This is a genomic window from Streptomyces sp. NPDC001927 (assembly GCF_053594455.1).
Genome location: NZ_JBSFEN010000013.1, coordinates 58,425 through 79,657 on the forward strand (window position 1 = coordinate 58,425; position 21,233 = coordinate 79,657).

15 protein-coding genes are annotated in these 21,233 nt (G+C 71.1%); 5 read left to right on the forward strand and 10 right to left on the reverse strand.

The genetic code is table 11. From position 1 onward, the window contains the following. The first annotated feature begins 374 nt into the window (after positions 1-374). Both cimA and ACWCO8_RS31400 read left to right on the forward strand, forming a co-directional pair. Positions 375-1,991, forward strand: a complete 1,617-nt coding sequence (gene cimA / locus ACWCO8_RS31395) for a citramalate synthase (RefSeq protein ID WP_451035095.1) — start codon at positions 375-377, stop codon at positions 1,989-1,991. 98 nt (positions 1,992-2,089) lie between these two features. Then, positions 2,090-3,442, forward strand: coding sequence for a hypothetical protein (locus tag ACWCO8_RS31400; RefSeq protein ID WP_451035096.1), 1,353 nt, complete (start codon positions 2,090-2,092; stop codon positions 3,440-3,442). 30 nt (positions 3,443-3,472) lie between these two features. Here ACWCO8_RS31400 and ACWCO8_RS31405 read toward each other — a convergent pair whose 3' ends face one another. The 4 genes from ACWCO8_RS31405 to ACWCO8_RS31420 form a co-directional block, all read right to left on the reverse strand. Then, the gene (locus ACWCO8_RS31405) at positions 3,473-5,074 is read right to left on the reverse strand and encodes an alpha/beta fold hydrolase (protein WP_451035097.1); all 1,602 of its coding nucleotides are present in this window, start codon (positions 5,072-5,074) and stop codon (positions 3,473-3,475) included. Further along, a complete protein-coding gene (locus tag ACWCO8_RS31410) occupies positions 5,071-6,717 on the reverse strand; it encodes an alpha/beta fold hydrolase (protein WP_451035098.1) in 1,647 nt (548 codons plus the stop codon). Before ACWCO8_RS31410 ends, ACWCO8_RS31405 begins: the two co-directional genes overlap by 4 nt. A 162-nt stretch (positions 6,718-6,879) precedes the next feature. Then, entirely contained in the window at positions 6,880-7,983 is a 1,104-nt protein-coding gene (gene dnaN, locus ACWCO8_RS31415; RefSeq protein ID WP_451035099.1) for a DNA polymerase III subunit beta, read from the reverse strand. Between the two features lie 124 nt (positions 7,984-8,107). Beyond that, the gene (locus ACWCO8_RS31420) at positions 8,108-8,719 is read right to left on the reverse strand and encodes a YceI family protein (protein WP_362003495.1); all 612 of its coding nucleotides are present in this window, start codon (positions 8,717-8,719) and stop codon (positions 8,108-8,110) included. Positions 8,720-8,962: 243 nt separating this feature from the next. Here ACWCO8_RS31420 and ACWCO8_RS31425 point away from each other — a divergent pair, with 243 nt between their 5' ends. The 3 genes from ACWCO8_RS31425 to ACWCO8_RS31435 all read left to right on the forward strand — a co-directional run bounded on the left by ACWCO8_RS31425 (position 8,963) and on the right by ACWCO8_RS31435 (position 14,830). Then, entirely contained in the window at positions 8,963-12,802 is a 3,840-nt protein-coding gene (locus tag ACWCO8_RS31425; protein WP_451035100.1) for an endo-alpha-N-acetylgalactosaminidase family protein, read from the forward strand. A gap of 225 nt (positions 12,803-13,027) precedes the next feature. Then, positions 13,028-14,611, forward strand: a complete 1,584-nt coding sequence (locus ACWCO8_RS31430) for an acyl-CoA carboxylase subunit beta (protein ID WP_451035101.1) — start codon at positions 13,028-13,030, stop codon at positions 14,609-14,611. A 15-nt stretch (positions 14,612-14,626) separates the two neighbouring features. Then, a complete protein-coding gene (locus tag ACWCO8_RS31435; RefSeq protein ID WP_362003489.1) occupies positions 14,627-14,830 on the forward strand; it encodes an acyl-CoA carboxylase subunit epsilon in 204 nt (67 codons plus the stop codon). Between the two features lie 182 nt (positions 14,831-15,012). Here the strand turns inward: ACWCO8_RS31435 and ACWCO8_RS31440 are convergent, their stop codons facing one another. From ACWCO8_RS31440 to ACWCO8_RS31465, 6 genes are all read right to left on the reverse strand, one after another. Beyond that, positions 15,013-15,594, reverse strand: coding sequence for a GTP-binding protein (locus tag ACWCO8_RS31440; RefSeq protein ID WP_050791473.1), 582 nt, complete (start codon positions 15,592-15,594; stop codon positions 15,013-15,015). Continuing rightward, on the reverse strand, positions 15,575-16,135 hold the full coding sequence (locus tag ACWCO8_RS31445) for a DUF742 domain-containing protein (RefSeq protein ID WP_451035102.1): 561 nt from the start codon (positions 16,133-16,135) through the stop codon (positions 15,575-15,577). The genes ACWCO8_RS31440 and ACWCO8_RS31445 overlap by 20 nt, the downstream gene beginning before the upstream one ends. 93 nt (positions 16,136-16,228) lie before the next feature. Then, the gene (locus ACWCO8_RS31450) at positions 16,229-16,642 is read right to left on the reverse strand and encodes a roadblock/LC7 domain-containing protein (protein WP_005311461.1); all 414 of its coding nucleotides are present in this window, start codon (positions 16,640-16,642) and stop codon (positions 16,229-16,231) included. A 7-nt stretch (positions 16,643-16,649) separates the two neighbouring features. After that, positions 16,650-19,901 (reverse strand): nitrate- and nitrite sensing domain-containing protein, encoded by a 3,252-nt coding sequence (locus ACWCO8_RS31455; protein ID WP_451035103.1) that lies wholly within the window; start codon positions 19,899-19,901, stop codon positions 16,650-16,652. A 339-nt stretch (positions 19,902-20,240) separates the two neighbouring features. Continuing rightward, positions 20,241-20,822, reverse strand: coding sequence for a GTP-binding protein (locus tag ACWCO8_RS31460; RefSeq protein WP_137993156.1), 582 nt, complete (start codon positions 20,820-20,822; stop codon positions 20,241-20,243). Further along, on the reverse strand, positions 20,803-21,210 hold the full coding sequence (locus ACWCO8_RS31465) for a DUF742 domain-containing protein (protein ID WP_147979834.1): 408 nt from the start codon (positions 21,208-21,210) through the stop codon (positions 20,803-20,805). Before ACWCO8_RS31465 ends, ACWCO8_RS31460 begins: the two co-directional genes overlap by 20 nt. Positions 21,211-21,233 lie beyond the last annotated feature (23 nt).

Below are 21,233 nucleotides of genomic sequence, written 5' to 3' on the forward strand. Positions count from 1 at the left end.
GGTGGGCCCGCCGGTGGGCCGGACGGGGGGCCGGAAGGAGGTCGCGTGGTCATACAAGGACCCGTACCACCCGACCCCTGCCCGCATCCTGAGACCGTCGTCCCGTCACCCGTACAGATGTGGCAGACTGCCCGCGTGCTCGCTACCCCCATGATTATCGGCAGCAGCGCGCCGGTCCGCAGTGGCCACTGAACCGCGACTCCACCCCCGCGGCAGTGGACACCGTGCCCCAGACCCGCGCGCAGACCTCTCGCACCCGCGAGAGGTTTTTTCGTTTTCCGGCCCCACCACCGCCGGAAACGGACAGCGCGTGAGAATGGGGGCAAGTGGATCCAGACCTTCCGGAGCCACATCCGACAGGAGCCATCAGAGCCATGACCACGGAGAACGACGAGAGCTCGCGTCTCGACGACAGCTTCCACGTCTTCGACACGACGCTGCGCGACGGAGCCCAGCGTGAAGGAATCAACCTCACCGTCGCGGACAAGCTGACCATCGCGCGGCACCTCGACGACTTCGGCGTCGGCTTCATCGAGGGCGGCTGGCCCGGCGCCAACCCGCGCGACACGGAGTTCTTCGCCCGCGCCCAGCAGGAGATCGAGTTCAAGAACGCGCAGCTCGTCGCGTTCGGCGCGACCCGCAGGGCCGGCGGCAGCGCCGCCGACGACCCGCAGGTCAAGGCGCTCCTCGACTCCGGCGCGCCCGTGATCACCCTGGTCGCCAAGTCGCACGACCGGCACGTCGAGCTCGCCCTGCGCACCACCCTGGACGAGAACCTGGAGATGGTCCGCGACACCGTCTCCCACCTCACGGCCCAGGGCCGCCGCGTCTTCGTCGACTGCGAGCACTTCTTCGACGGCTACAAGGCCAACCCGCAGTACGCCAAGGACGTCGTCCGCGCCGCCGCCGAGGCCGGCGCCGACGTCGTGATCCTCTGCGACACCAACGGCGGCATGCTCCCCGCCCAGATCCAGGCCGTCGTCGCCACCGTCCTCGCCGACACCGGCGCCCGGCTCGGCATCCACGCCCAGGACGACACCGGCTGCGCCGTCGCCAACACCCTCGCCGCCGTCGACGCGGGCGCCACGCACGTCCAGTGCACCGCCAACGGCTACGGCGAGCGGGTCGGCAACGCCAACCTCTTCCCGGTGGTCGCCGCCCTGGAACTCAAGTACGGCAAGAGAGTGCTGCCCGAGGGCGCCCTCGCCGACATGACCCGGATCTCGCACGCCATCGCCGAGGTCGTCAACCTCACGCCCTCCACGCATCAGCCGTACGTGGGCGTCTCGGCCTTCGCCCACAAGGCCGGGCTGCACGCCTCCGCGATCAAGGTCGACCCGGACCTCTACCAGCACATCGACCCCGAGCTCGTCGGCAACACCATGCGGATGCTGGTCTCCGACATGGCGGGCCGCGCCTCCATCGAGCTGAAGGGCAAGGAGCTCGGCGTCGACCTCGGCGGCGACCGCGCACTCATCGCCCGGGTCGTCGACCGGGTCAAGGAGCGCGAGCTCAAGGGCTACACGTACGAGGCCGCCGACGCCTCCTTCGAGCTGCTCCTGCGCGAGGAGGCCGAGGGCCGCGCCCGCCGCTACTTCCGTACGGAGTCCTGGCGCGCGATCGTCGAGGACCGGCCCGACGGCACCCACGCCAACGAGGCCACCGTGAAGCTCTGGGCCAAGGGCGAGCGGATCGTCGCCACCGCCGAGGGCAACGGCCCCGTCAACGCCCTCGACCGGGCGATGCGGGTCGGTCTGGAGCGGATCTACCCGCAGCTCGCCAAGTTCGAGCTGGTGGACTACAAGGTCCGCATCCTGGAGGGCCGCCACGGCACGGAGTCCACGACCCGCGTCCTGATCACCACCAGCGACGGCAACGCCGAGTGGTCGACGGTCGGCGTGGGGGAGAACGTGATCGCCGCGTCCTGGCAGGCGCTGGAGGACGCGTTCACGTACGGACTGCTGCGGGTCGGCATCGATCCGGCGGAGTAGCCGCCGAGGAGAACCGACGCGAATCCGAGGGGAAGCCGAGGAGAAGCCGGAAGGTCCTCAATGTCTCGTAGTCACCCTTTAGGGGTAGTTTCGATGGTATGAGGACCAGGCCGTTCCACCTTCTGTCGGCCCTTGCCGGGCTGGCCATGCTGCTGCTCCTGGTCCTGGCCCCCGCCGCGGGGGCCGGGACCACCGGGATCATGGGGATTCCGGACGCCGGCGCGGCCCTGAAGCAGGGGCCGGTGTACGTCGATCCGGGCGCGCGCGACCAGCTCTCGACGGCCGAGGCGGATGCCCTCGCCCAGAAGATCAAGGACGCGGACAAGCCGCTCTTCGTCGCCGTGCTGCCCGCGACCAGCGAGTACCCGCCCCAGAACCTGCTGCGCAATCTGCGCACCGAGACCGGGGTGACCGGGCTCTACGCGGTCCGGCTCGGTGACGGCTTCGACGCGGCCGCCGACCGCACCGTGATGTCCGCGAACGCCGTGGACAACCTGGTCACCGCCGTGCGCCAGCCCGGGGTCGACGCGGCCACCGAGCTGAACAACTTCGTGGACCGGGCCCTGCCGACCCTGCGCGGCACCGCCCCCTCCTCCTGGGGCTCGGTCGGCGCCGACGACGGCGTCCCGGTGGGCGGCCTGATCACGCTCGGCGCGGTCGTCGCCGCGGGCGGCGCGTCCGCGTACGCGATCACCCGCCGCAAGCGGCTCCGCAAGGAGGCCGAGGAGCGCGAGGCCCTCGACAAGCTGCGGGTCGTCGTGGACGAGGACATCACCGCCTTCGGCGAGGAGCTCGAACGCCTCGACTTCCACCCCGCGGAGCCCGGCGCCGACGACGCGAAACGCGGCGACTACGAGCGCGCCCTCGACTCGTACGACAAGGCCAAGTCCCTCATGGGCTCCGCCACGCGCCCGCACGACGTCAAGCCGGTGACCCAGGCCCTGGACGACGGCCGCTACTCGCTCGCCGTCCTCGCCGCGCGCCGCGAGTCCCGGCCGTTGCCCGAGCGCCGTCCGCCCTGCTTCTTCGACCCGCGCCACGGCCCGTCCCAGGAGGACAGGACCTGGACCCCGGCGGGTGGCTCCGCCCGCGAGGTCCCGGTCTGCGCCGCCGACGCCGCCCGCCTCGACGACGGGCAGGAGCCCCTGGCCCGTACCGTCGAGACCTACGACGGCCGCCGCCCGTACTGGGAGGCGGGACCGGCGTACGGCCCCTGGGCCGGCGGCTACTTCGGCGGCGGCATGCTCCCCGGCCTCCTCGTCGGCACCATGCTCGGCTCGATGCTCGCCACCCCGGCCTACGCCGGTGAGTACGGCGGCGGGGAGTTCCAGGGCGGCGACTTCTCCGGAGCCGACTTCAACTCCGGCGACTTCGGGTCCGGCGACTTCGGCGGTGGTGGCGGCTTCGGGGACTTCGGTGGTGGTGGGGACTTCGGCGGCGGAGGGTTCTAGACAGCCCGCGCCACGTCAGTCCCCCCACCCTTACGGCGCGATCTCGAACCGGGGTGGCTGGAGACCGGCGAGGCAGCTCGTGTCCGGGGCGTTCGGACGGTCGAAGAAGGAGACGGTCATCGTCTGCGCGCACGTCGATTCGGCGAAGACCACGTGGGCGACGTACGGGACCTCGACGGCGAGGGAACGGCTCAGCGTGCGGGCGGCGTACGGTCCGTTGCTGGGCGCGGTCTGGGAGTCGAACCCTCCGGACAGGACGAACGTCGGGATGTCGCTGCGGGTCACGTCCCGGATCGAGGGCGGTGCCGCGGGGACGTTCCAGGCCCGGCAGTCCGCGTGCAGCCAGGCGAGCTGCGGCGCGTTGGCCTGCACGGAGCGGGGGAACGACGGGAACAGGCGCCGCCCGGCCCGCAGCACGTCGGCCTCGCTCTCGTACGGAGTCCACTCGCTGCAGAAGACGCCGTAGGAGAGGCCGTAGGACACCCGGCCGATGGCCTGCGGGCTGAGCTTGCCGCCCGCCCACTGCTCGGCGATCCGCTGGGGGTTCCCGTGGGCCAGTTCGTCGAGGGAGCGGGGCACGCCGGTCGCCAGGTGGCTGGCGGAGGTCAGCCAGTTCACGAGGACTCCGCCGTCCAGCACGACCTTCACCGGCTCCGGCTGCCCCGGGACCGTGACGGTGGTGGTGACCGGTCGGGCCTCGAGTTCGACCACGAGGCGCTCGAAGGTGGTCTTGAGGTTCGGATAGCGCGTGTTGCAGTCGGGCTGCTCCGCGCATGCCTTGAAGATGGCGTCGAAGCCCTCGCGCGCGGCCTTCCAGGTCACGGCGCCGCCTGCCAGGGACGGTGGCAGGACGCCGTCGATGCCGACCGACCGGATGCCCTTCGGGTGCAGGCGCATGTACTGGAGCGCCAGATCGGTGCCGTAGGAGATGCCGAACACGTTCCACCGCTTGAGGCCCAGCGCCTTGCGCAGGCCGTCGTAGTCGGCCGCGCTCTCGGTGCCGTTGTAGGCGCTGAGGTCGGCCCCGCGGCGCACCAGGCTGTCGCGGCACTTCCGCAACGCCTCGACGTGCAGGCGGCCGGTGGACCGTGCGCCGAAGACGAGATCGAGGGCGCTCGCGTTGAACTCGTCGACGTTCGGGCAGGTGAGCTCCGGTTCGGCCGAGTAGGTCCCGCGCTGGGACATGAAGATCACGTCGCGATCGCGGTTCAGGCCGCCGGCGAGCGCCATCGGGATCTCGGAGACCGCGTCGTCGCCGGGTCCGCCGGCGAACCACACGATCGGGTCGGGCTTCGGGGTGCTGGTGACCGCGGGGATGATCGCGACGGCGAGGGTGATCCTCTTCTGCGGCCCTTTGTGCCGTGATCGCTTCTCGGGCACGGTGAGCGTTCCGCAGCGGGCTCGCTCCAGTTCGGGGATCGGGTCCGCCGTCCTCGGGCAGGGGCCCGGCTTGAAGTGGGCGTCGCCGGCCTTCCGGGCGACCGTGCCGATCGGCGCTCCGTCGCCGGACCCGGCTCGGGCGGGCATCGCGGCCAGGCCGACGACGAGGGCACCGGCCGTGGCTCCGGCCAGCGCGGCCGGGAACCGGCGCGCCGCGCGCCGCCGGTGTCGGAGTGGTCCGAGGGACTTCATGTGCGCTCCGGTTCAGGGGTGATGGTGAACGGCTTCGGTTCGAGTCCCGCCACGCAGCTCGTGTCGGGCGAGGTCGGCCGCGTGAGGAAGGAGCCCAGGACGCTCTGCGCGCAGGGCGACTGGGGCACCACCCAGTGGCCGATGCCCGGGATCCGTACGGCGGTCGAGCGGGGCAGCGTGCGGCCCGCGTACGGACCCCACTTCGCGCCGGTCTTGGCGTCGAAGGTGCCGTTGACGATGAGCGCGGGCACCTTGCTGGAGGTCGTCACGCGCTGGACGGCGGTGCGGTCCGGGACGTTCCAGGCGCGGCAGACCTCGTGCTCGAAGGGGAGCTGGGGGGCCTGCGCGAGGACCGAGTCCGGCCACCCGGGGAAGGCCCTGCGGCCCGCCTTCAGCAGGTCGGACCGTGAGTACCCGGGCACCCACTCGGCGCAGGCCACCGACTGGGTCAGCCCGTGGGCGAACTCGCCGATGACGGGAGTCGCGCCGGCGGCGCGGGCCCGCGCGAAGCGCTCCGGGCGTCCGTGGGCGAGCTCGTCGAGGGCGGCGGGGACGTCGACGGCCGGGACGGCGTTGGCGACGAGCAGGTTCACCAGGGCGCCCCCGTCGAGGACGACCTTCACAGGGTCGCCGCCGCCCGGCGGCGGCACGGTCACCGTGAGGGGCCGCGCCTCCAGGCGCCTGACCTGCTCCGTGAGCGTGAGGGGGAGGTCCGGGTAGCGGCTCTTGCAGCGGGGCTGGGCCGCGCACGCGTCGAGGATCGCGCCGATCCCCTCCCGGGCGCTGTCCCAGGTCCACGGCAGGCTCACGATCTGCGGGGGCACGACGGAGTCGATGGCCACCGAGCGGATGCCCTGGGGGTGCCGGCGCAGGAAGGTGAGGGCCAGGTCGGTGCCGTAGGAGTAGCCGTAGACGTTCCACCGGGGGATGTCGAGCGCCTTGCGCAGGGCGGCGAAGTCGGCGGCGTTCTCGGTGGTGTTGTAGGCGCGGAGGTCGACTCCGTCGGCCGTCAGTCGGTCCCGGCACTCCTTCGTCGCGCGGACCAGGAGGCGCCCGGTCGACGGCGCGTCGTAGCGCAGCCCGACGGCGTCGGCGTAGAACCGGTCGACCTCAGGGCAGGCGAGGTTCGGCCGGGTGTGGAGCGTTCCGCGCTGGGCCATGACGATCAGCTCGCGGTCCCGGTTCACGCCGGCGTCGATCAGGAAGGGGATGTCCCCGATCGCGTCGCCTCCGGGGCCGCCGGTCATGAAGACCACGGGGTCCTTGGCCGGTTTCGCCGAGGCGGCCGGGATGATCGCGACGGTCAGCCGGACGGTCCGCCCGCTCCGGTGGGTGCGGCTCTCGGGCACCTCCAGGACGCCGCACCGCCCGGGGATCGGCTCGGGCGTGGCGGGGCAGGGGCCGGGCACGAACCGGCCGGGCGGTCCTGACGGGGCCTCACGGGCGGTCGGTGGCGCGGTGCCGGGTGGCGCGGTGCCGGCGCCCCCGGGTGTCATGCCGGCCGTGCCGAGGAAGGCCAGACCCGCCGCGACGAGCGCCGTCGTGGTGCGCGCCCGCCTTCGTCCGGTCCGGCTCCCGCGCCCGCTCCCGCCGCTCGCGTGAACGGAGGGCGGGCAGCCCGGACCGTCTCCTTGTGCCGTCATGTGAACCCGTCTCCCTGACGTCCTGGGCCCGCCCCGTGTCGCCGGGACGGGCACTGCGTACGCCAGCCTGGGCGCGCGGGGAGACGTCCACCACTCGTGGACTCCAGTCGGGGCAGTGGCCGTCACCCCCCGGCACGCCCGGCCCGCCAGGGACCGGCGGGCTCACACCAGGGGCTTCACCGACATCAGCAGGTGCTGGTGGATCCCGTCCGCCCGGTCCGTGATCAGGGCGCGCTGGCCGGGGCCGAGCAGGTGGAGGCGTACGGAGTCGGTGTCGAAGGAGCCGAGCGCGTCGAGCAGATACCCGGGGTTGAACGCGACGGTCATCGTCTCCGCCCCCTCCAAGGCCGCCGCGAGCCGCTGCGAGGCGATGTCGTCCTCGTACCCGGCCTGGAGGTGCACGGCGTCGCCGGTGAAGGAGAGCTGGACCGGGCTGTCGCCCTCCGCGACCACCGCGACCCGCTTCACGGCCTCGACCAGCGGCGCCCGCTCCGTCACGGCGACGGCGTGCTCGCCGAGCGAGAACAGCTTGTCGTGGCGGGGGAGTCGGCCGTCGAGCAGCCGGGTCGTCGTGCGCGTCCCCTCGCTCTCGAAGCCGATCGAGCCGCCGTCGAGGGCGAGCCGGACCGTCCCCGCGGCCGAGGCGAGCGAGCGGGCGATCTCGGTCAGCCGCCGCGCGGGCACGACGACATCGGCCCCGGTCTCGCCGTCGCCCTCCGGCTTCCACTCCAGCGTCCGCACCGCGTACCGGTACCGGTCGGTCGCGGCCAGCGTCATCGTCGTACCGTCCAGGGCAAGGCGGATCCCCGTGAGCACCGGCAGCGAGTCGTCCCGGCCGGCCGCCACGGCCACCTGCCCGACCGCCGCCGCGAAGGCCTCGGCCTCCACCACGCCCCGGAACGCGGGCAGTTCCGGCTGCGCCGGATAGTCGTCCAGCGGCAGCAGCGAGAGCCCGAAGCGGGCGTCCCCGCCCGTCACCGAGAGCCGCGCCCCCTCGATCGCGCCCTCCACCGGCCCCTTGGGCAGCACCTTGCAGATGTCGAGCAGCCGCCGCCCGAGCACCAGCGCCCGGCCCTCCCGCACGGTCTCCGCCTCGACGTCGATGCGCGCCGACGCCTCGTAGTCGAGCCCGGAGATCCGCAGCCGCCCCTCTCTCACCTCCAGAAGCAGCCCGCCCAGGACGGGCACGGGCGACCGCGCCGGAAGCACCCGCGCGGCCCAGGCCACGGCGTCGGTCAACTCACTGCTGTCGATACGGAATTCCATGCCCCCGACGCTAGCGGCCACCACTGACAACGCCCTCGCGCCGCCGCAACGCCGAGCGCCCGCCCTCCGTCGGAACGGAGAGGCGGGCGCGCTCGTGTGTACGGGCCGCGGAGGCCGCGAAGGATCAGGCGGCGGCCTTGATCGCGGAGATGTCGAAGTTCAGCTTCACCTTGTCGCTGACCATCACGCCACCGGTCTCCAGCGCCGCGTTCCAGGTCAGGCCCCAGTCGGAGCGGAGGATCTCGGCCGAGCCCTCGAAGCCGACGCGCTCGTTGCCGTAGGGGTCCGTGGCGGTGCCGTTGAACTCCAGGTCGATGGAGAGCGGCTTCGTGACGTCCTTGATCGTCAGGTCTCCGGTCAGGCGGTACTTGTCGCCGCCCAGCTGCGCCGCCTCCGTCGAGCGGAAGGTCATCAGCGGGAACTGCTCGGCGTCGAAGAAGTCGCCGCTGCGCAGGTGGCCGTCACGGTCGCCGATGCCGGTGTCGATCGAGGCGATCTTGACGTCGATCGAGGCGGAGGAGGCGCCCGGGTTCGAGCCGTCCAGGTTCAGCGTGCCCTCGTGCTCGGCGAAGGAGCCGCGCACGTTGGTGACCATCGCGTGACGGACGGTGAAGCCGATGCTGCTGTGCGCCGGGTCGATCGTGTACTGACCGGTCAGGCCGGCGAGCGCCGGGTCGACGGGGAGGGTGGCGACGGCGACGGCGGTGTCGTTGGTCTTGCGGCCGAAGATGCCCATGACGTGCTCCTTGGGGGACGGAGTTCCGGAGGGGTGCCGGAGGGGGTCCGGACCCGGTTTCCAGTTCGTTGAACCTTCAACGAGAACCACCGTAGCGCTATTCCGTTCAACTTTCAACATCTCTGGTGAGGATCCGCGAGATGTCCACCCGCTTGGACTAACCGCACGCGGTTCTTGGACTGCCGGGGCCCCTGGGCCGCGATCTCGTTGACGGTGCCCGCCGCACGGGCCCAACTAGTCCCCATGCCCCTCCCCAAGTCGCGAAGAATCCGTGCCGCCTGCGCGCTCGCCGCAGCGTCGTCCGCCGTGTTCGCCCTGTCCGGACCTGCCCTCGCGCAGGAGGAGAGCGCCGCGGACGCCACCGCCGAGAGCCTCATCCGCTCCGACCGGCTCTCCGTCGTCGTCGCCCAGGACTTCCCGCGCGTCCTCTCGTACACGGACCGCGCCACCGGCGCCCGCCTCCTCGGCAGTACGGCCCCGGTCACCCAGGTCGTCCTCAACGGCACCGCCCACGCCGTCCGCGTCACCGGCGCCCCCGTCCTGACCGGCACCTCCGCCGCGTACACCCTGGCCTTCCCGGACCTGCCGGGCGTCGAGATCGACGCGCGCCTGAGCGTCAGCGGCCGGGCCACCACCTTCAAGGTCACCGCCGTCCGCGACACCGAGGCCTTCCGCGTCGGCACGATCGACATACCCGGCCACGACCTGGTCTCCGTCGGCTCCTCCGACGCCGGCGCCGAGACCGCCTTCACCCGGCTCGATCCCGACTCCACCCGTACCGCCGACGTCTTCGCCGACATCACCGACGCCACCCCCGCCGAGGCCACCGCCACCGGCGCGAGCTACGCGATCGTCAACACCGGCTCCCTCGCCGCCGCCGTCGAGTCCAACTCCTCGTACGACAAGCCCTCCGGCCAGAGCGCCCGCGACGGCGCCCGCTTCTGGCACCAGGCCCGCAGGAACGGCACCGAGACCCGGGTCGGCGTCTGGTCGGGCCAGTGGACCTACCGGGGCGAGGGCGCCCCCGCCCCCGAGAGCGGCGCGAACCTCCCCTGGGCCAAGGTCGTCGTCACACCCGACGCCAACGCCGACGGGAGGACCGACTGGCAGGACGGCGCGCTCGCCTTCCCCGCCATCGGGATCAAGGCCCCGGGCGGCGACGCGACTCCGGACCGGGTGATCGCCCACATCCCGTTCAACTTCGCCTCCAACGCCACCCACCCCTTCCTGCGCACCCTCGACGACGTCAAGCGGATCTCGCTGGCCACCGACGGACTCGGCCAGTTCGCGCTGCTCAAGGGGTACGGCTCCGAGGGCCACGACTCCGCGCACCCCGACTACGGCGGCAACTACAACAAGCGCGCCGGCGGCCTCGCCGACCTCAACACCCTCCTGAAGGAGGGCAAGAAGTGGGGCGCGGGCTTCGGCGTCCACGTCAACGCCACCGAGTCGTACCCCGAGGCCAAGAACTTCAGCGAGACGCTCGTCGACAAGACCAGGCCGGGCTGGAACTGGCTGAACCAGAGCTACTACATCGACCAGCGCCGGGACATCAACAGCGGCGACCTCGCCCGCCGCTTCCAGCAGCTCCGCGACGAGACGGACCCGAACCTGTCGATGCTCTACATCGACGTCTACTACACGCACGGCTGGATCGCCGACAAGACGATGCAGGCCGTGCAGGGGCAGGGCTGGAACGTCGCCACCGAGTGGTCGGAGAAGTTCGAGCGGGCCTCGCTCTGGTCCCACTGGGCCAACGACCTGAACTACGGCGGCGCCACCAACAAGGGCCTCAACTCCCAGATCGTCCGCTTCATCCGCAACGGCGAGAAGGACGTCTGGAACAACCACCCGGTCCTCGGCCAGACCGCCCTGGAGGACTTCGAGGGCTGGACCGGCGAGACCGACTGGAACCACTTCTACGCCAACATCTGGCAGAAGAACCTGCCCGCCAAGTACCTCCAGCAGGAGAGGATCACCCGCTGGAACGGCAACGACCTCACCTTCACCGGCGGGGTGCGCGGCACCGTCGAGGACGGCCGCCGCACGTTCTACGAGAACGGCCGCAAGGTCCTCGACGGCGAGAACTACCTCCTGCCCTGGGACGGCGGGAAGAAGCTGTACCACTACAACAAGAGCGGCGGGCGGACGACCTGGGCCGTGCCCGCCGGCGCCCGCTCGTACACCGTCCACAAGCTCACCGACAACGGCCGCGTGAAGGCCGCGACCGTCCGGCCGGTCGACGGGACGATCACGCTCGACGCCGTCGCCGGTCAGCCCTACGTCCTCTACCCCGACCGCGCCCCTGAGCCCCGCGACCCGCGCTGGGGCCAGGGCACCCCGGTCGACGACCCCGGCTTCAACGACGAGCGGCTGCGGGCCTGGTCCAAGACCGGCACGGTCGCCCGTGACACCGACGACCAGGGCCGCAACAGCGCCGCGCTCACCGGGTCCGCCGCCGCCTCCGTCCAGCAGCGGATCACCGGCCTCACCCCCGGCACCCGCTACACCGCCTCCGCGCTGATCGAGGTCGAGCCCGGCAAGACCCGCCCGACCACGCTCTCCATCGGCGGGAGGTCCGTCACCGTGGAGCGCTCGGCCGTCGAGGACCGGGTCGCCGCCTCCGACTGGAACGGCACCCGCCTCCAGCGCGCCAAGGTCACCTTCACCGCGCCCGCCGGCGGCTCCACCACCCTCAAGGTCCAGGCCGCGAGCGGCTCCGACGCCGGCGTCCGGATCGACGACGTCCGGATCGTCGCGAACAACCCCGCCACCAAGCCCGGCGCCCTCGTGTACGAGGACTTCGAGGCCGTCGACCAGGGCTGGGGCCCCTTCCTCAAGGGCGACTCCGGCGGTACGACCGACCCCCGCACCCACATCGCCCAGCTCCACGCCCCGTACACCCAGTCCGGCTGGAACGGAAAGCTCGTCGACGACGTCGTCGGCGGCGCCGAGTCGCTGAAGTCGCACGACGAGAACAGCGGTCTGGTCTACCGCACCGCGCCCTGGACGGTCCCGATGAAGGACGGGCACAGCTACCGGATCGCGTACGACCACCAGTCCAGCCACGCGGGCGCCTACGAGTGGGTCACCGGCTACGACCGTGCGGACGGGACCTCGGTGGAGACCCGCCGTACGCCGCTCGGACAGCAGCGCACCACCGGGCACTTCTCCGAGACCGTGACCGCCGGCTGCGGCGACACCTGGACCGGGCTGCGCAAGCGCGCCGACGCCCCCGACGGCGCCGACTTCGTGCTCGACGGCTTCACCGTCACCGACCTCGGCCCCGCGCCCGAGAAGGCCGCCTGCGGCACGCTCGCGCTCGCCGCCCCGGAGACCCTGGAGCCGGGCCGTCCGAACCAGGTCACCGCCACCTTCACCAACGACGAGAGCGCCGCCGTCTCCGGAGCCTCGGCCGCCCTGGAGCTGCCCGCGGGCTGGACCGCCGAACCGGCCGCCCCGGTGGCCCTCGGCACGGTCGCCGCAGGCGCCAGGGCGACCGCGACCTGGCAGGTCACACCCCCGGCGGACGCCGCCCACCAGCCGTACGCCCTCGGCTCCACGCTCACGTACACCGTCGGGGGAGAGGCGCGGAAGCTGACCGCCGCCACCACGGTCCGCACGCTGCCCCCGGCGCCCACCGCCGACAGCTGGGCGAGCGACCTGGAGTGGACCTCCGCCACGAACGGCTGGGGGCCGGTCGAACGCGACGGCTCCAACGGCGAGACCGGCACCGGCGACGGCTCCCCGCTCAAGATCGGCGGCGTGACGTACGCGAAGGGCCTGGGCACCCACGCCCCGGCCAAGGTCCGCTACTACCTGGGCGGGAAGTGCACCTCCCTCACCGCCGAGGTGGGCGTGGACGACGTCCAGACCACGCGCGGCACGGTCAGGTTCAGCGTCCTCGCCGACGGTACGGAGAAGGTCGCGTCCCCGGTCCTGAAGGCGACGGACCCGGCCTGGTCGCTCACCGCCGACGTCACCGGAGCCGCCTACGTCGAGCTGGTGGCGGGCGACGGCGGCGACGGCAACGGCAACGACCACGCGGATTGGGGGAACGCGCGCTTCCACTGCGCCGGCTGACCGGAGTACGGGCGAAGGGCGCCCCACCGCACCTGTACGGGTACGGTGGGGCGCCCGACGTCCACAGCCGACGCCTATGTGGAGAACCCACAAAGGGAAGGGCCCTCCGGCTGTCGACTCGGTCCGTATCGATCCCGGTTCTGTCTTACTCCACCAGGATTCGGCTCAGGAGACTGTACGGAGTCGACGGCGGGATTTCCTTGGTCGACTTCGTAGGGTCAGTACATGACCGTTGTGGACCAGATCCCGAGCGAGCCGACCGACGCCCGAGGCCGTGTGGCCGAGCTGCACGCCCTGCGCGAGGAGGCCCGGCGCGGGCCGAGCGAGCGGGCGACCGAGGCGCAGCACGCCAAGGGCAAGCTCACCGCTCGCGAGCGCATCGAGCTGCTGCTCGACGCCGGTTCCTTCAACGAGGTCGAGCAGCTGCGCCGGCACCGCGCGCAGGGCTTCGGCCTGGAGGCCAAGAAGCCGTACACCGACGGTGTCATCACCGGCTGGGGCACGGTCGAGGGCCGTACGGTCTTCGTCTACGCGCACGACTTCCGGATCTTCGGCGGCGCCCTCGGCGAGGCCCACGCCACCAAGATCCACAAGATCATGGACATGGCCATCGCGTCCGGTGCGCCGCTGGTCTCCCTCAACGACGGCGCCGGCGCCCGTATCCAGGAGGGCGTCTCCGCCCTCGCCGGTTACGGCGGCATCTTCCAGCGCAACACCCGCGCCTCGGGCGTCATCCCGCAGATCTCGGTGATGCTCGGCCCGTGCGCCGGCGGCGCCGCGTACAGCCCGGCCCTCACGGACTTCGTCTTCATGGTCCGTGAGACCTCGCAGATGTTCATCACCGGACCGGACGTCGTCAAGGCGGTCACCGGCGAGGAGATCACCCAGAACGGCCTCGGCGGCGCGGACGTGCACGCCGAGACCAGCGGCGTCGCGCACTTCGCGTACGACGACGAGGAGACCTGCATCGCCGAGGTGCGCTACCTCCTGTCGATGCTGCCGCAGAACAACCGCGAGAACCCGCCGACCGTGGCCTCCGAGGACCCGGCGGACCGCCGCTCGGACGTCCTGCTCGACCTGGTCCCGGCCGACGGCAACCGCCCGTACGACATGCACAAGGTGATCGAGGAGCTCGTCGACGAAGGCGACTACCTCGAGATCCACGAGCGCTGGGCCCGCAACATCATCTGCGCCCTGGCCCGTCTCGACGGCCAGGTCGTCGGCATCGTCGCCAACCAGCCGCAGTCCCTCGCGGGTGTCCTGGACATCGAGGCCTCGGAGAAGGCCGCCCGTTTCGTCCAGATGTGCGATGCTTTCAATATCCCGATCGTCACTCTTTTGGACGTGCCCGGCTTCCTGCCCGGCGTCGACCAGGAGCACGGTGGAATCATCCGCCACGGCGCGAAGCTGCTGTACGCGTACTGCAACGCGACCGTGCCCCGGATCAGCCTGATCCTGCGCAAGGCGTACGGCGGTGCCTACATCGTCATGGACTCCCAGTCCATCGGCGCCGACCTGACGTACGCCTGGCCGACCAACGAGATTGCGGTGATGGGCGCCGAAGGTGCCGCCAACGTCATCTTCCGCAAGCAGATCGCCGAGGCCGAGGACTCCGACGCCATGCGGACGCGCATGGTCAAGGAGTACAAGGCCGAGCTGATGCACCCCTACTACGCGGCGGAGCGCGGACTGGTCGACGACGTGATCGACCCCGTAGAGACGCGGGAGGTCCTCATCAGGTCCCTCGCCATGCTCCGCACCAAGCACGCCGACCTGCCGTCCCGCAAGCACGGCAACCCGCCTCAGTAAGAGGAGCCCACCCAAGTGACCACGCCTGCCACAGCCAACCTTCTCCGTGTCGAGAAGGGCCACGCCGACCCCGAGGAGCTGGCCGCGATCACCGCCGTCCTCCTCGCCCGCGCCGCCGCCCAGCCCGCGGACGACTCCACGCCGTCCGGCCGCTCCACGGCCGGCTGGCGCCGCCTGGAGCGCGAGAACGGCTTCCGCGCCCCGCACAGCTGGCGCTGACCCGCAGCACGACGAAGGCCCCGTCTCCCCCCGGAGACGGGGCCTTCGCCGTACCGCCGACCGGTTTCCGTCGTACGGCCGACCGGTTCCGTCGTACCGCCGCCCCGTTCCGGGTACGACGAAGGGCCCGCGGCACCGAGACGGTGCGGCGGGCCCTTTCGTACGGGCTGACCGGCGGAGGCCTACCGCAGGCGGGCCATCAGCGCGTGCTCCACGAGCGTGATCAGCGCGCTCTTGGCGTCCGCGCGGTGGCGGGCGTCGGTGGTGATGATCGGCGTGTCCGGGCCGATCTGGAGGGCCTCGCGGACCTCCTCCGGGTTGTACGGCTGGTGGCCGTCGAACCCGTTGAGCGCGATGACGAACGGCAGGCCGCTGTTCTCGAAGTAGTCGACCGCGGGGAAGCAGTCGGCGAGACGGCGCGTGTCGACCAGGACGACGGCGCCGATGGCACCGCGCACGAGGTCGTCCCACATGAACCAGAAGCGGTCCTGACCCGGCGTACCGAAGAGGTACAGGATCAGGTCCTGGTCCAGGGTGATACGGCCGAAGTCCATCGCGACAGTCGTCGTCGTCTTGTCGCCGGTGTGCGTGAGGTCGTCGATGCCCGCGGACGCAGACGTCATGACGGCCTCGGTACGCAGCGGGTTGATCTCCGAGACGGCGCCGACGAACGTGGTCTTGCCCACGCCGAAGCCACCCGCCACCACGATCTTCGCGCTGGTGGTTGAACGGGCCGCGCCGCCGCTAGAGCTTGCGAAGTCCACTGAGCACCCTTTCGAGCAGTGTCACGTCTGGCTGACCGCCGGCGGCCTCGTCGCCGCCGGGCTGGTGGATGGCGACAAGTCCGGCCTCCGCCAGGTCGGCGACGAGAATCCGGGCTACGCCGAGGGGAATGGAGAGAAGTGCCGAGATCTCGGCGACCGACTTGATCTCGAAGCACAGCCGGCAGATCCGCTGGTGCTCGGGCAACTGCCCCTGCAGCCGGGCCGGATCGGCCGTCGTACTGACCAGCGCCTCGATGGCGAGCTGGTATCGCGGCCGGGTCCGGCCGCCGGTCATGGCGTAAGGGCGCACGAGCGGGTTGTGGTTCCCGCTCCCGCTCTGGCCACCGCGCGCGCCGCCCGGGTTCCGCTGGGCAGCGGGCCCACCCGTCGGCTGCTGCTGCGCCTGCGGGTGCTGGTAGGGCTGCTGGACGCCCTGTCTGCTGGGGGCAGAGGGGAAGTTGAACCGGTTCTGCGCCGTGCCGTCTGCCTGCGCGTGCGCGTCAAAACCGTTGTACGGGTGTCCGCCCGGGGGTGTCCCCACGTCTCCTCCTCCGACTGCCTCGCGGTCCATGTCCCTGTGGAGCCGCGCCACCGCACCTTACGGTGCGGTGGCGTGAAACGCACTGTCTGTCTGTTAGTTGAGAAGACTTCCCTGAAGTTCCGCCCGGAGGTCAGGAGTCAGGACACTGCCCGCACGGTCGACCAGCAGAGCCATCTCGTAGCCCACGAGACCGATGTCGGCCTCCGGGTGCGCGAGCACGGCCAGCGAGGAGCCGTCCGAGATCGACATGATGAAGAGGAAGCCGCGCTCCATCTCCACGACGGTCTGGTTGACCGCGCCGCCCTCGAAGATGCGGGACGCGCCCGCGGTCAGCGAGGTCAGCCCGGAGGCGACGGCCGCCAGCTGGTCGGCACGGTCCCGGGGGAACCCCTCGGACATCGCCAGCAGGAGTCCGTCGGCGGAGACCACCACCGTGTGGGACACCCCGGGGGTGTTGTCCACGAAGTTGGTGATCAACCAGTTCAGATTCTGCGCCGCCTGGCTCATGCTCACACTAACGCTCCTGGTTGTAGGTACTGCCCGGGCCGAGGCCCGATCCGTTCGTGTCCGTTCCCGCGCTGCGTCCCTGCTGGACACCGCGGCGCAGGTTGCTCAACCTGCCCCGGACGTCCTCGGGGGATCGGGAGACCTGAGGGCCGCCCTGCGGGGTCTGCTCCGCCGTGCCCTCGACCAGGTTGGCCTTGGGAACCCGCTTCGGAAGTCCGGAGGAGGTGACCCCGCCGGCCTTCGGGTCGCGGAGCTTCTCGGCCCGCTGCCAGCGCTCGTCGTTCGTCGAGCGCCATTCGTCGGAACCGTCGGCTTCGTTCTGCCGGGCCTGCGCCGTCTCCTGGACCGGAGGCTGCACCGGCTGCTGGGCCGTCTGCCGCGTGGGCTGCGGGCCCTGCCCGGCGGTGCTGCCGCGGCGCGGCAGACCGGCGTCGGTCAGCGCGTGGCCGGCGTCCGGGGTGGGGTTCGGAGTCGAACCCGGACGGTCGAAGCCTACGCGTTCGGCGGCCGGTTCGGGAGCGCTGGGAACAGATTCCGCTTCCGCTCCGTAGCTCTGCTCGTAGCCGCCCTGATACGCGCCCTGACCGGGCCACTCGGCCTGCTGGCCCTGGGGCTCGTAGCCGTGCTGGTACGCCCCCTGGTCGGCCTCACGATCCGGGTAACCGGATTCCGCATAGCCGTTCTCGGGGTAGCCGCCGGCGGGCTGGCCGTAGCCGTCGTAGCCCTGCTGGGAGTAGTCGTAACCGTCGTGCTGCTGGGCCTGCTGGGGCTGGCCGTAGTCGCCCGCGTACTCCTGGGCGTACTCCTGACCCTGCTGCCCGTACTCCTGCTGCTGCCCGTAGTCCTGCTGGCCGTACTCCTGCTCCTGGGGCGCGTAGCCCTGGTGCGCGGGGTCGACCTCGTCGCGGAACAGCGGACGCTCACCGCCGTGCGCCTGCGACTCCAGGGCCGCGCGGCGCTCCTCGCGCTGCAGCGAACGGTTCACCGGGTCGAGCTGGCGGTCGTCCGCCGGCTGCTCGTAGCGGGAGTCGTCGAAGCCGAGCTCCGCGGCGGTCCGCATCTGCGGCTGCACCGGCTCGAAGGCGTGCTGCTGCTGGTGCGGGATGATCTGCGAGACGGTGAAGTCGTTCTCGGGCAGCTGCTCGCCACCACCACCGTGGGTGATCGCGTCCGGCAGCATGACGAGCGAGGTCGTACCGGCCTGCTCGCCCGAGGGGCGCAGCTGGACGCGGATGCCATGCCGGTCGGCCAGACGGCCGACCACGAACAGGCCCATGCGCTGCGAGACGGCGGCGTCCACGGTCGGCGGGTTGGCCAGCTTGTGGTTGATGTCCGCGAAGTCCTCGGCGGTGAGGCCGATGCCCTTGTCGTGGATCTCGACCATCACGCGGCCGTCGGGCAGTCGGGTCGCGGTGACGCGGACCTTGGTCTGCGGGGAGGAGAACGTGGTGGCGTTCTCCAGGAGCTCGGCGAGCAGGTGCACGAGGTCGGTCACGGCCTGGCCGTGGATCTCGGCCTCCGGGACACCGGCCAGCTCGATGCGCTCGTACTGCTCCACCTCGGAGGAGGCGGCGCGCATGACGTCGACCAGGGGGACCGGCTGGTCCCAGCGGCGGCCCGGCTCCTCGCCGGCGAGGACCAGGAGGTTCTCGCCGTTGCGGCGCATACGGGTGGCCAGGTGGTCCAGCTTGAAGAGGTTCTCCAGCTGGTCCGGGTCGGCCTCGTTGTTCTCCAGGTCGGTGATGAGGGTCAGCTGGCCCTCGATCAGCGACTGGTTGCGGCGCGAGAGGTTGGTGAAGATCGCGTTGACGTTGCCCCGGAGCATGGCCTGCTCGGCGGCGAGCCGGACGGCCTCGCGGTGGACCTGGTCGAAGGCGCGGGCGACTTCGCCGATCTCGTCCTGGGTGTCGATCGGGATCGGCTGGACACGGGTGTCCACCCGGCCCGGCTCGGTCCGGGAGAGCTGGTCGACGAGCATCGGCAGGCGCTGCTCGGCGACGGCGAAGGCGGCGGTGCGCAGCTCGCGCATCGAGCGGCTCATCTGCCGGGCCATCATCCCGGCGAGGATGAAGGCGGCGAGGAGCGCGACGACGGTGATGCCACCGGTGACGTAGGCGTCGGTCTGGGCGTCCGAGGAGATGTCGGCGGCCTCGGCCACGGCCTTGTCGACGAGCTCCTTCTCGATCTCGGTGTAGCCGTCGAACTTGCCGGTCGCCACGGCCAGCCAGGTCTCGGGCGTGATGCCCTTCTTCTGAAGGTCCGCGATCGCGTCGGCGTCCTTGGCGGAGCCGATCTCCTTGGCCATTCCGGTGAAGACGGAGCCGTCGGGGCCCTTGGGCAGGGTGATGCCTGCCGCCTGCATCTTCTTCTCACCCTCGGCGGCCTTGCCGGCCATGACCTGCTTCAGCCGGTCGACGTCCGCCTGGGTACCGCCGGAGTTGTACTCGCCGAGGGCGATCTGCTCCAGGTAGTTGTACGAGTTCAGCGCCACCGACTGCTGGGCGAAGACCGCGTCGGTCTTGCTGGGCCGGACCAGGAGCTGGGTGCCGATCGAGCGCTGGAGCGACGCGGCGCCCTTGGCGAGCTGGATGGCGTAGAGCGTACGGCCGTAGGCGGTCACGTTGGTCGTGCCGAGACCGAGCTCGTTGGAGAACTCCATCAGGTAGTGCTGGACGCCGGTGTAGCCGAGCTGGGTGTTCACCGGGTCGAGGGCCGTGGTGTACGCGACCTTCCGGAGCTGCTCGAGCTTGGGCTCCTCGTCCTGGAACAGCCGCAGGCGGCGCTCGAGGCCCTCGCCCTCCGGCATGTTCTTGATGGCCTCGTCGAACTTGACCTTGGCGGCGTCGGTGGCGGCGTACGCCTTCGTCACCTCGTCGCTCTTGCGGTCCTCGGCGGACTTGGCCGTCAGCAGGGGAGCGGCGGTCAGGTCACGCTCGTCGAGCAGCGCCTGGCTGTACTCCGAGGCGGCGCGCACGATCAGCGCCGTCTTCTCGGCGTTCTGCGCCTCCTGCCAGGTGTTGATCGCCCCGTTCACCTGGAAGCCGCCCATGACCAGGCCGACGAGCACGGGTATGAGGAGGATCGCGTTCAGCTTGGTCGGTACCCGCCAGTTGCGCGGGGACAGCTTGCTGGAGCTCCCCTTGCCGCTGGGGGCCGGGGGCGTCACGGGCACCTCGGCGGGCGCCGTCACCATGCGTGCCGGCGGCGTGAAGTTGCCCCGCGCCTGCTGCTCCGCGGAGCTTTCCTTGCTTCGCCTCACTCGACCAACAACCTCTCGGCGTCGGCACCTACGTTGTGCCGGTGTTTCGTTCAGGGCCGTACTACTCGGGAGTTCATGAATTGCAGCACGTGAAAGGGCTCCCTTCCAAACAGCCCTGAGCTTCGGTTTTCAACGGCCAACCGCCCAGATAAAACGGGCATAAAGAACGAGCCCCGCCAAAAGGCGGGGCTCAGGTGAGCGCTGTGGTACCGATCGGATGCGTCGGGTGGCCGAGGCGCCGCAATTCTCATTCGAAACGTTATGAAGGGGGAGGCGGACCGTGGCAAAGGACACAGGCCGCCTCCCGAAAGGCGTACGACAACTTCCGTACGCGTTCTCCTACTTGAGTCGTGCCATCAACGCGTGCTCCACGAGCGTGATCAGCGCGCTCTTGGCGTCCGCGCGGTGGCGGGCGTCGGTGGTGATGATCGGGGCGTCCGGACCGATCTGGAGCGCCTCGCGAACCTCCTCCGGGTTGTACGGCTGGTGGCCGTCGAACCCGTTGAGCGCGATGACGAACGGCAGGCCGCTGTTCTCGAAGTAGTCGACGGCCGGGAAGCAGTCGGCGAGACGGCGTGTGTCGACCAGGACCACGGCGCCGATGGCACCCCGGACCAGGTCGTCCCACATGAACCAGAAGCGGTCCTGACCCGGCGTACCGAAGAGGTACAGGATCAGGTCCTGGTCCAGCGTGATACGGCCGAAGTCCATCGCCACCGTGGTGGTGGTCTTGTCCCCGGTGTGCGTGAGGTCGTCGATCCCGGCCGAGGCCGAGGTCATCACGGCCTCGGTACGCAGCGGGTTGATCTCGGACACGGCGCCGACGAACGTGGTCTTGCCCACGCCGAAGCCACCCGCCACCACGATCTTCGCGCTGGTGGTCGACCGGGCGGCACCGCCGCTAGAGCTTGCGAAGTCCACTGAGCACCCTTTCGAGCAGTGTCACGTCCGGCGTGCCGCCGGCCTCTCCGTTGCCCGGCTGGTGGATGGCCACCATGCCCGCCTCCGCCAGGTCGGCGACGAGGATCCGGGCCACACCGAGCGGCATCGACAGGAGCGCCGACACCTCCGCCACCGACTTGACCTCTCGGCACAGGTGGCAGATCCGCTGGTGCTCGGGAAGCAGAGTGGCGAGATGCGCCGGGTCGGCCGTGGTGCTGACCAGGGCCTCTATGGCGAGTTGGTACCTCGGCCGGGTCCGGCCGCCGGTCATGGCGTAGGGCCGGACCAGCGGCTGGTCGCCCTCATGTCCGTACGACTCGTCGAGGGAGGCGCCGTACGGATCGTGAGAGGCGGGGGGCGGGGTCATGAATCCTCCGGGCGTGACGGCAC

Coding starts and splice junctions, on each gene's coding strand:
- cimA (WP_451035095.1), top strand. CDS start 375: ATGACCACGGAGAACGACGAGAGCTCGCGTCTCGACGACAGCTTCCAC.
- ACWCO8_RS31465 (WP_147979834.1), bottom strand. CDS start 21,210: ATGACCCCGCCCCCCGCCTCTCACGATCCGTACGGCGCCTCCCTCGAC.
- ACWCO8_RS31430 (WP_451035101.1), top strand. CDS start 13,028: ATGACCGTTGTGGACCAGATCCCGAGCGAGCCGACCGACGCCCGAGGC.
- ACWCO8_RS31425 (WP_451035100.1), top strand. CDS start 8,963: ATGCCCCTCCCCAAGTCGCGAAGAATCCGTGCCGCCTGCGCGCTCGCC.
- ACWCO8_RS31400 (WP_451035096.1), top strand. CDS start 2,090: ATGAGGACCAGGCCGTTCCACCTTCTGTCGGCCCTTGCCGGGCTGGCC.
- ACWCO8_RS31410 (WP_451035098.1), bottom strand. CDS start 6,717: ATGACGGCACAAGGAGACGGTCCGGGCTGCCCGCCCTCCGTTCACGCG.
- ACWCO8_RS31420 (WP_362003495.1), bottom strand. CDS start 8,719: ATGGGCATCTTCGGCCGCAAGACCAACGACACCGCCGTCGCCGTCGCC.
- ACWCO8_RS31450 (WP_005311461.1), bottom strand. CDS start 16,642: ATGAGCCAGGCGGCGCAGAATCTGAACTGGTTGATCACCAACTTCGTG.
- dnaN (WP_451035099.1), bottom strand. CDS start 7,983: ATGGAATTCCGTATCGACAGCAGTGAGTTGACCGACGCCGTGGCCTGG.
- ACWCO8_RS31405 (WP_451035097.1), bottom strand. CDS start 5,074: ATGAAGTCCCTCGGACCACTCCGACACCGGCGGCGCGCGGCGCGCCGG.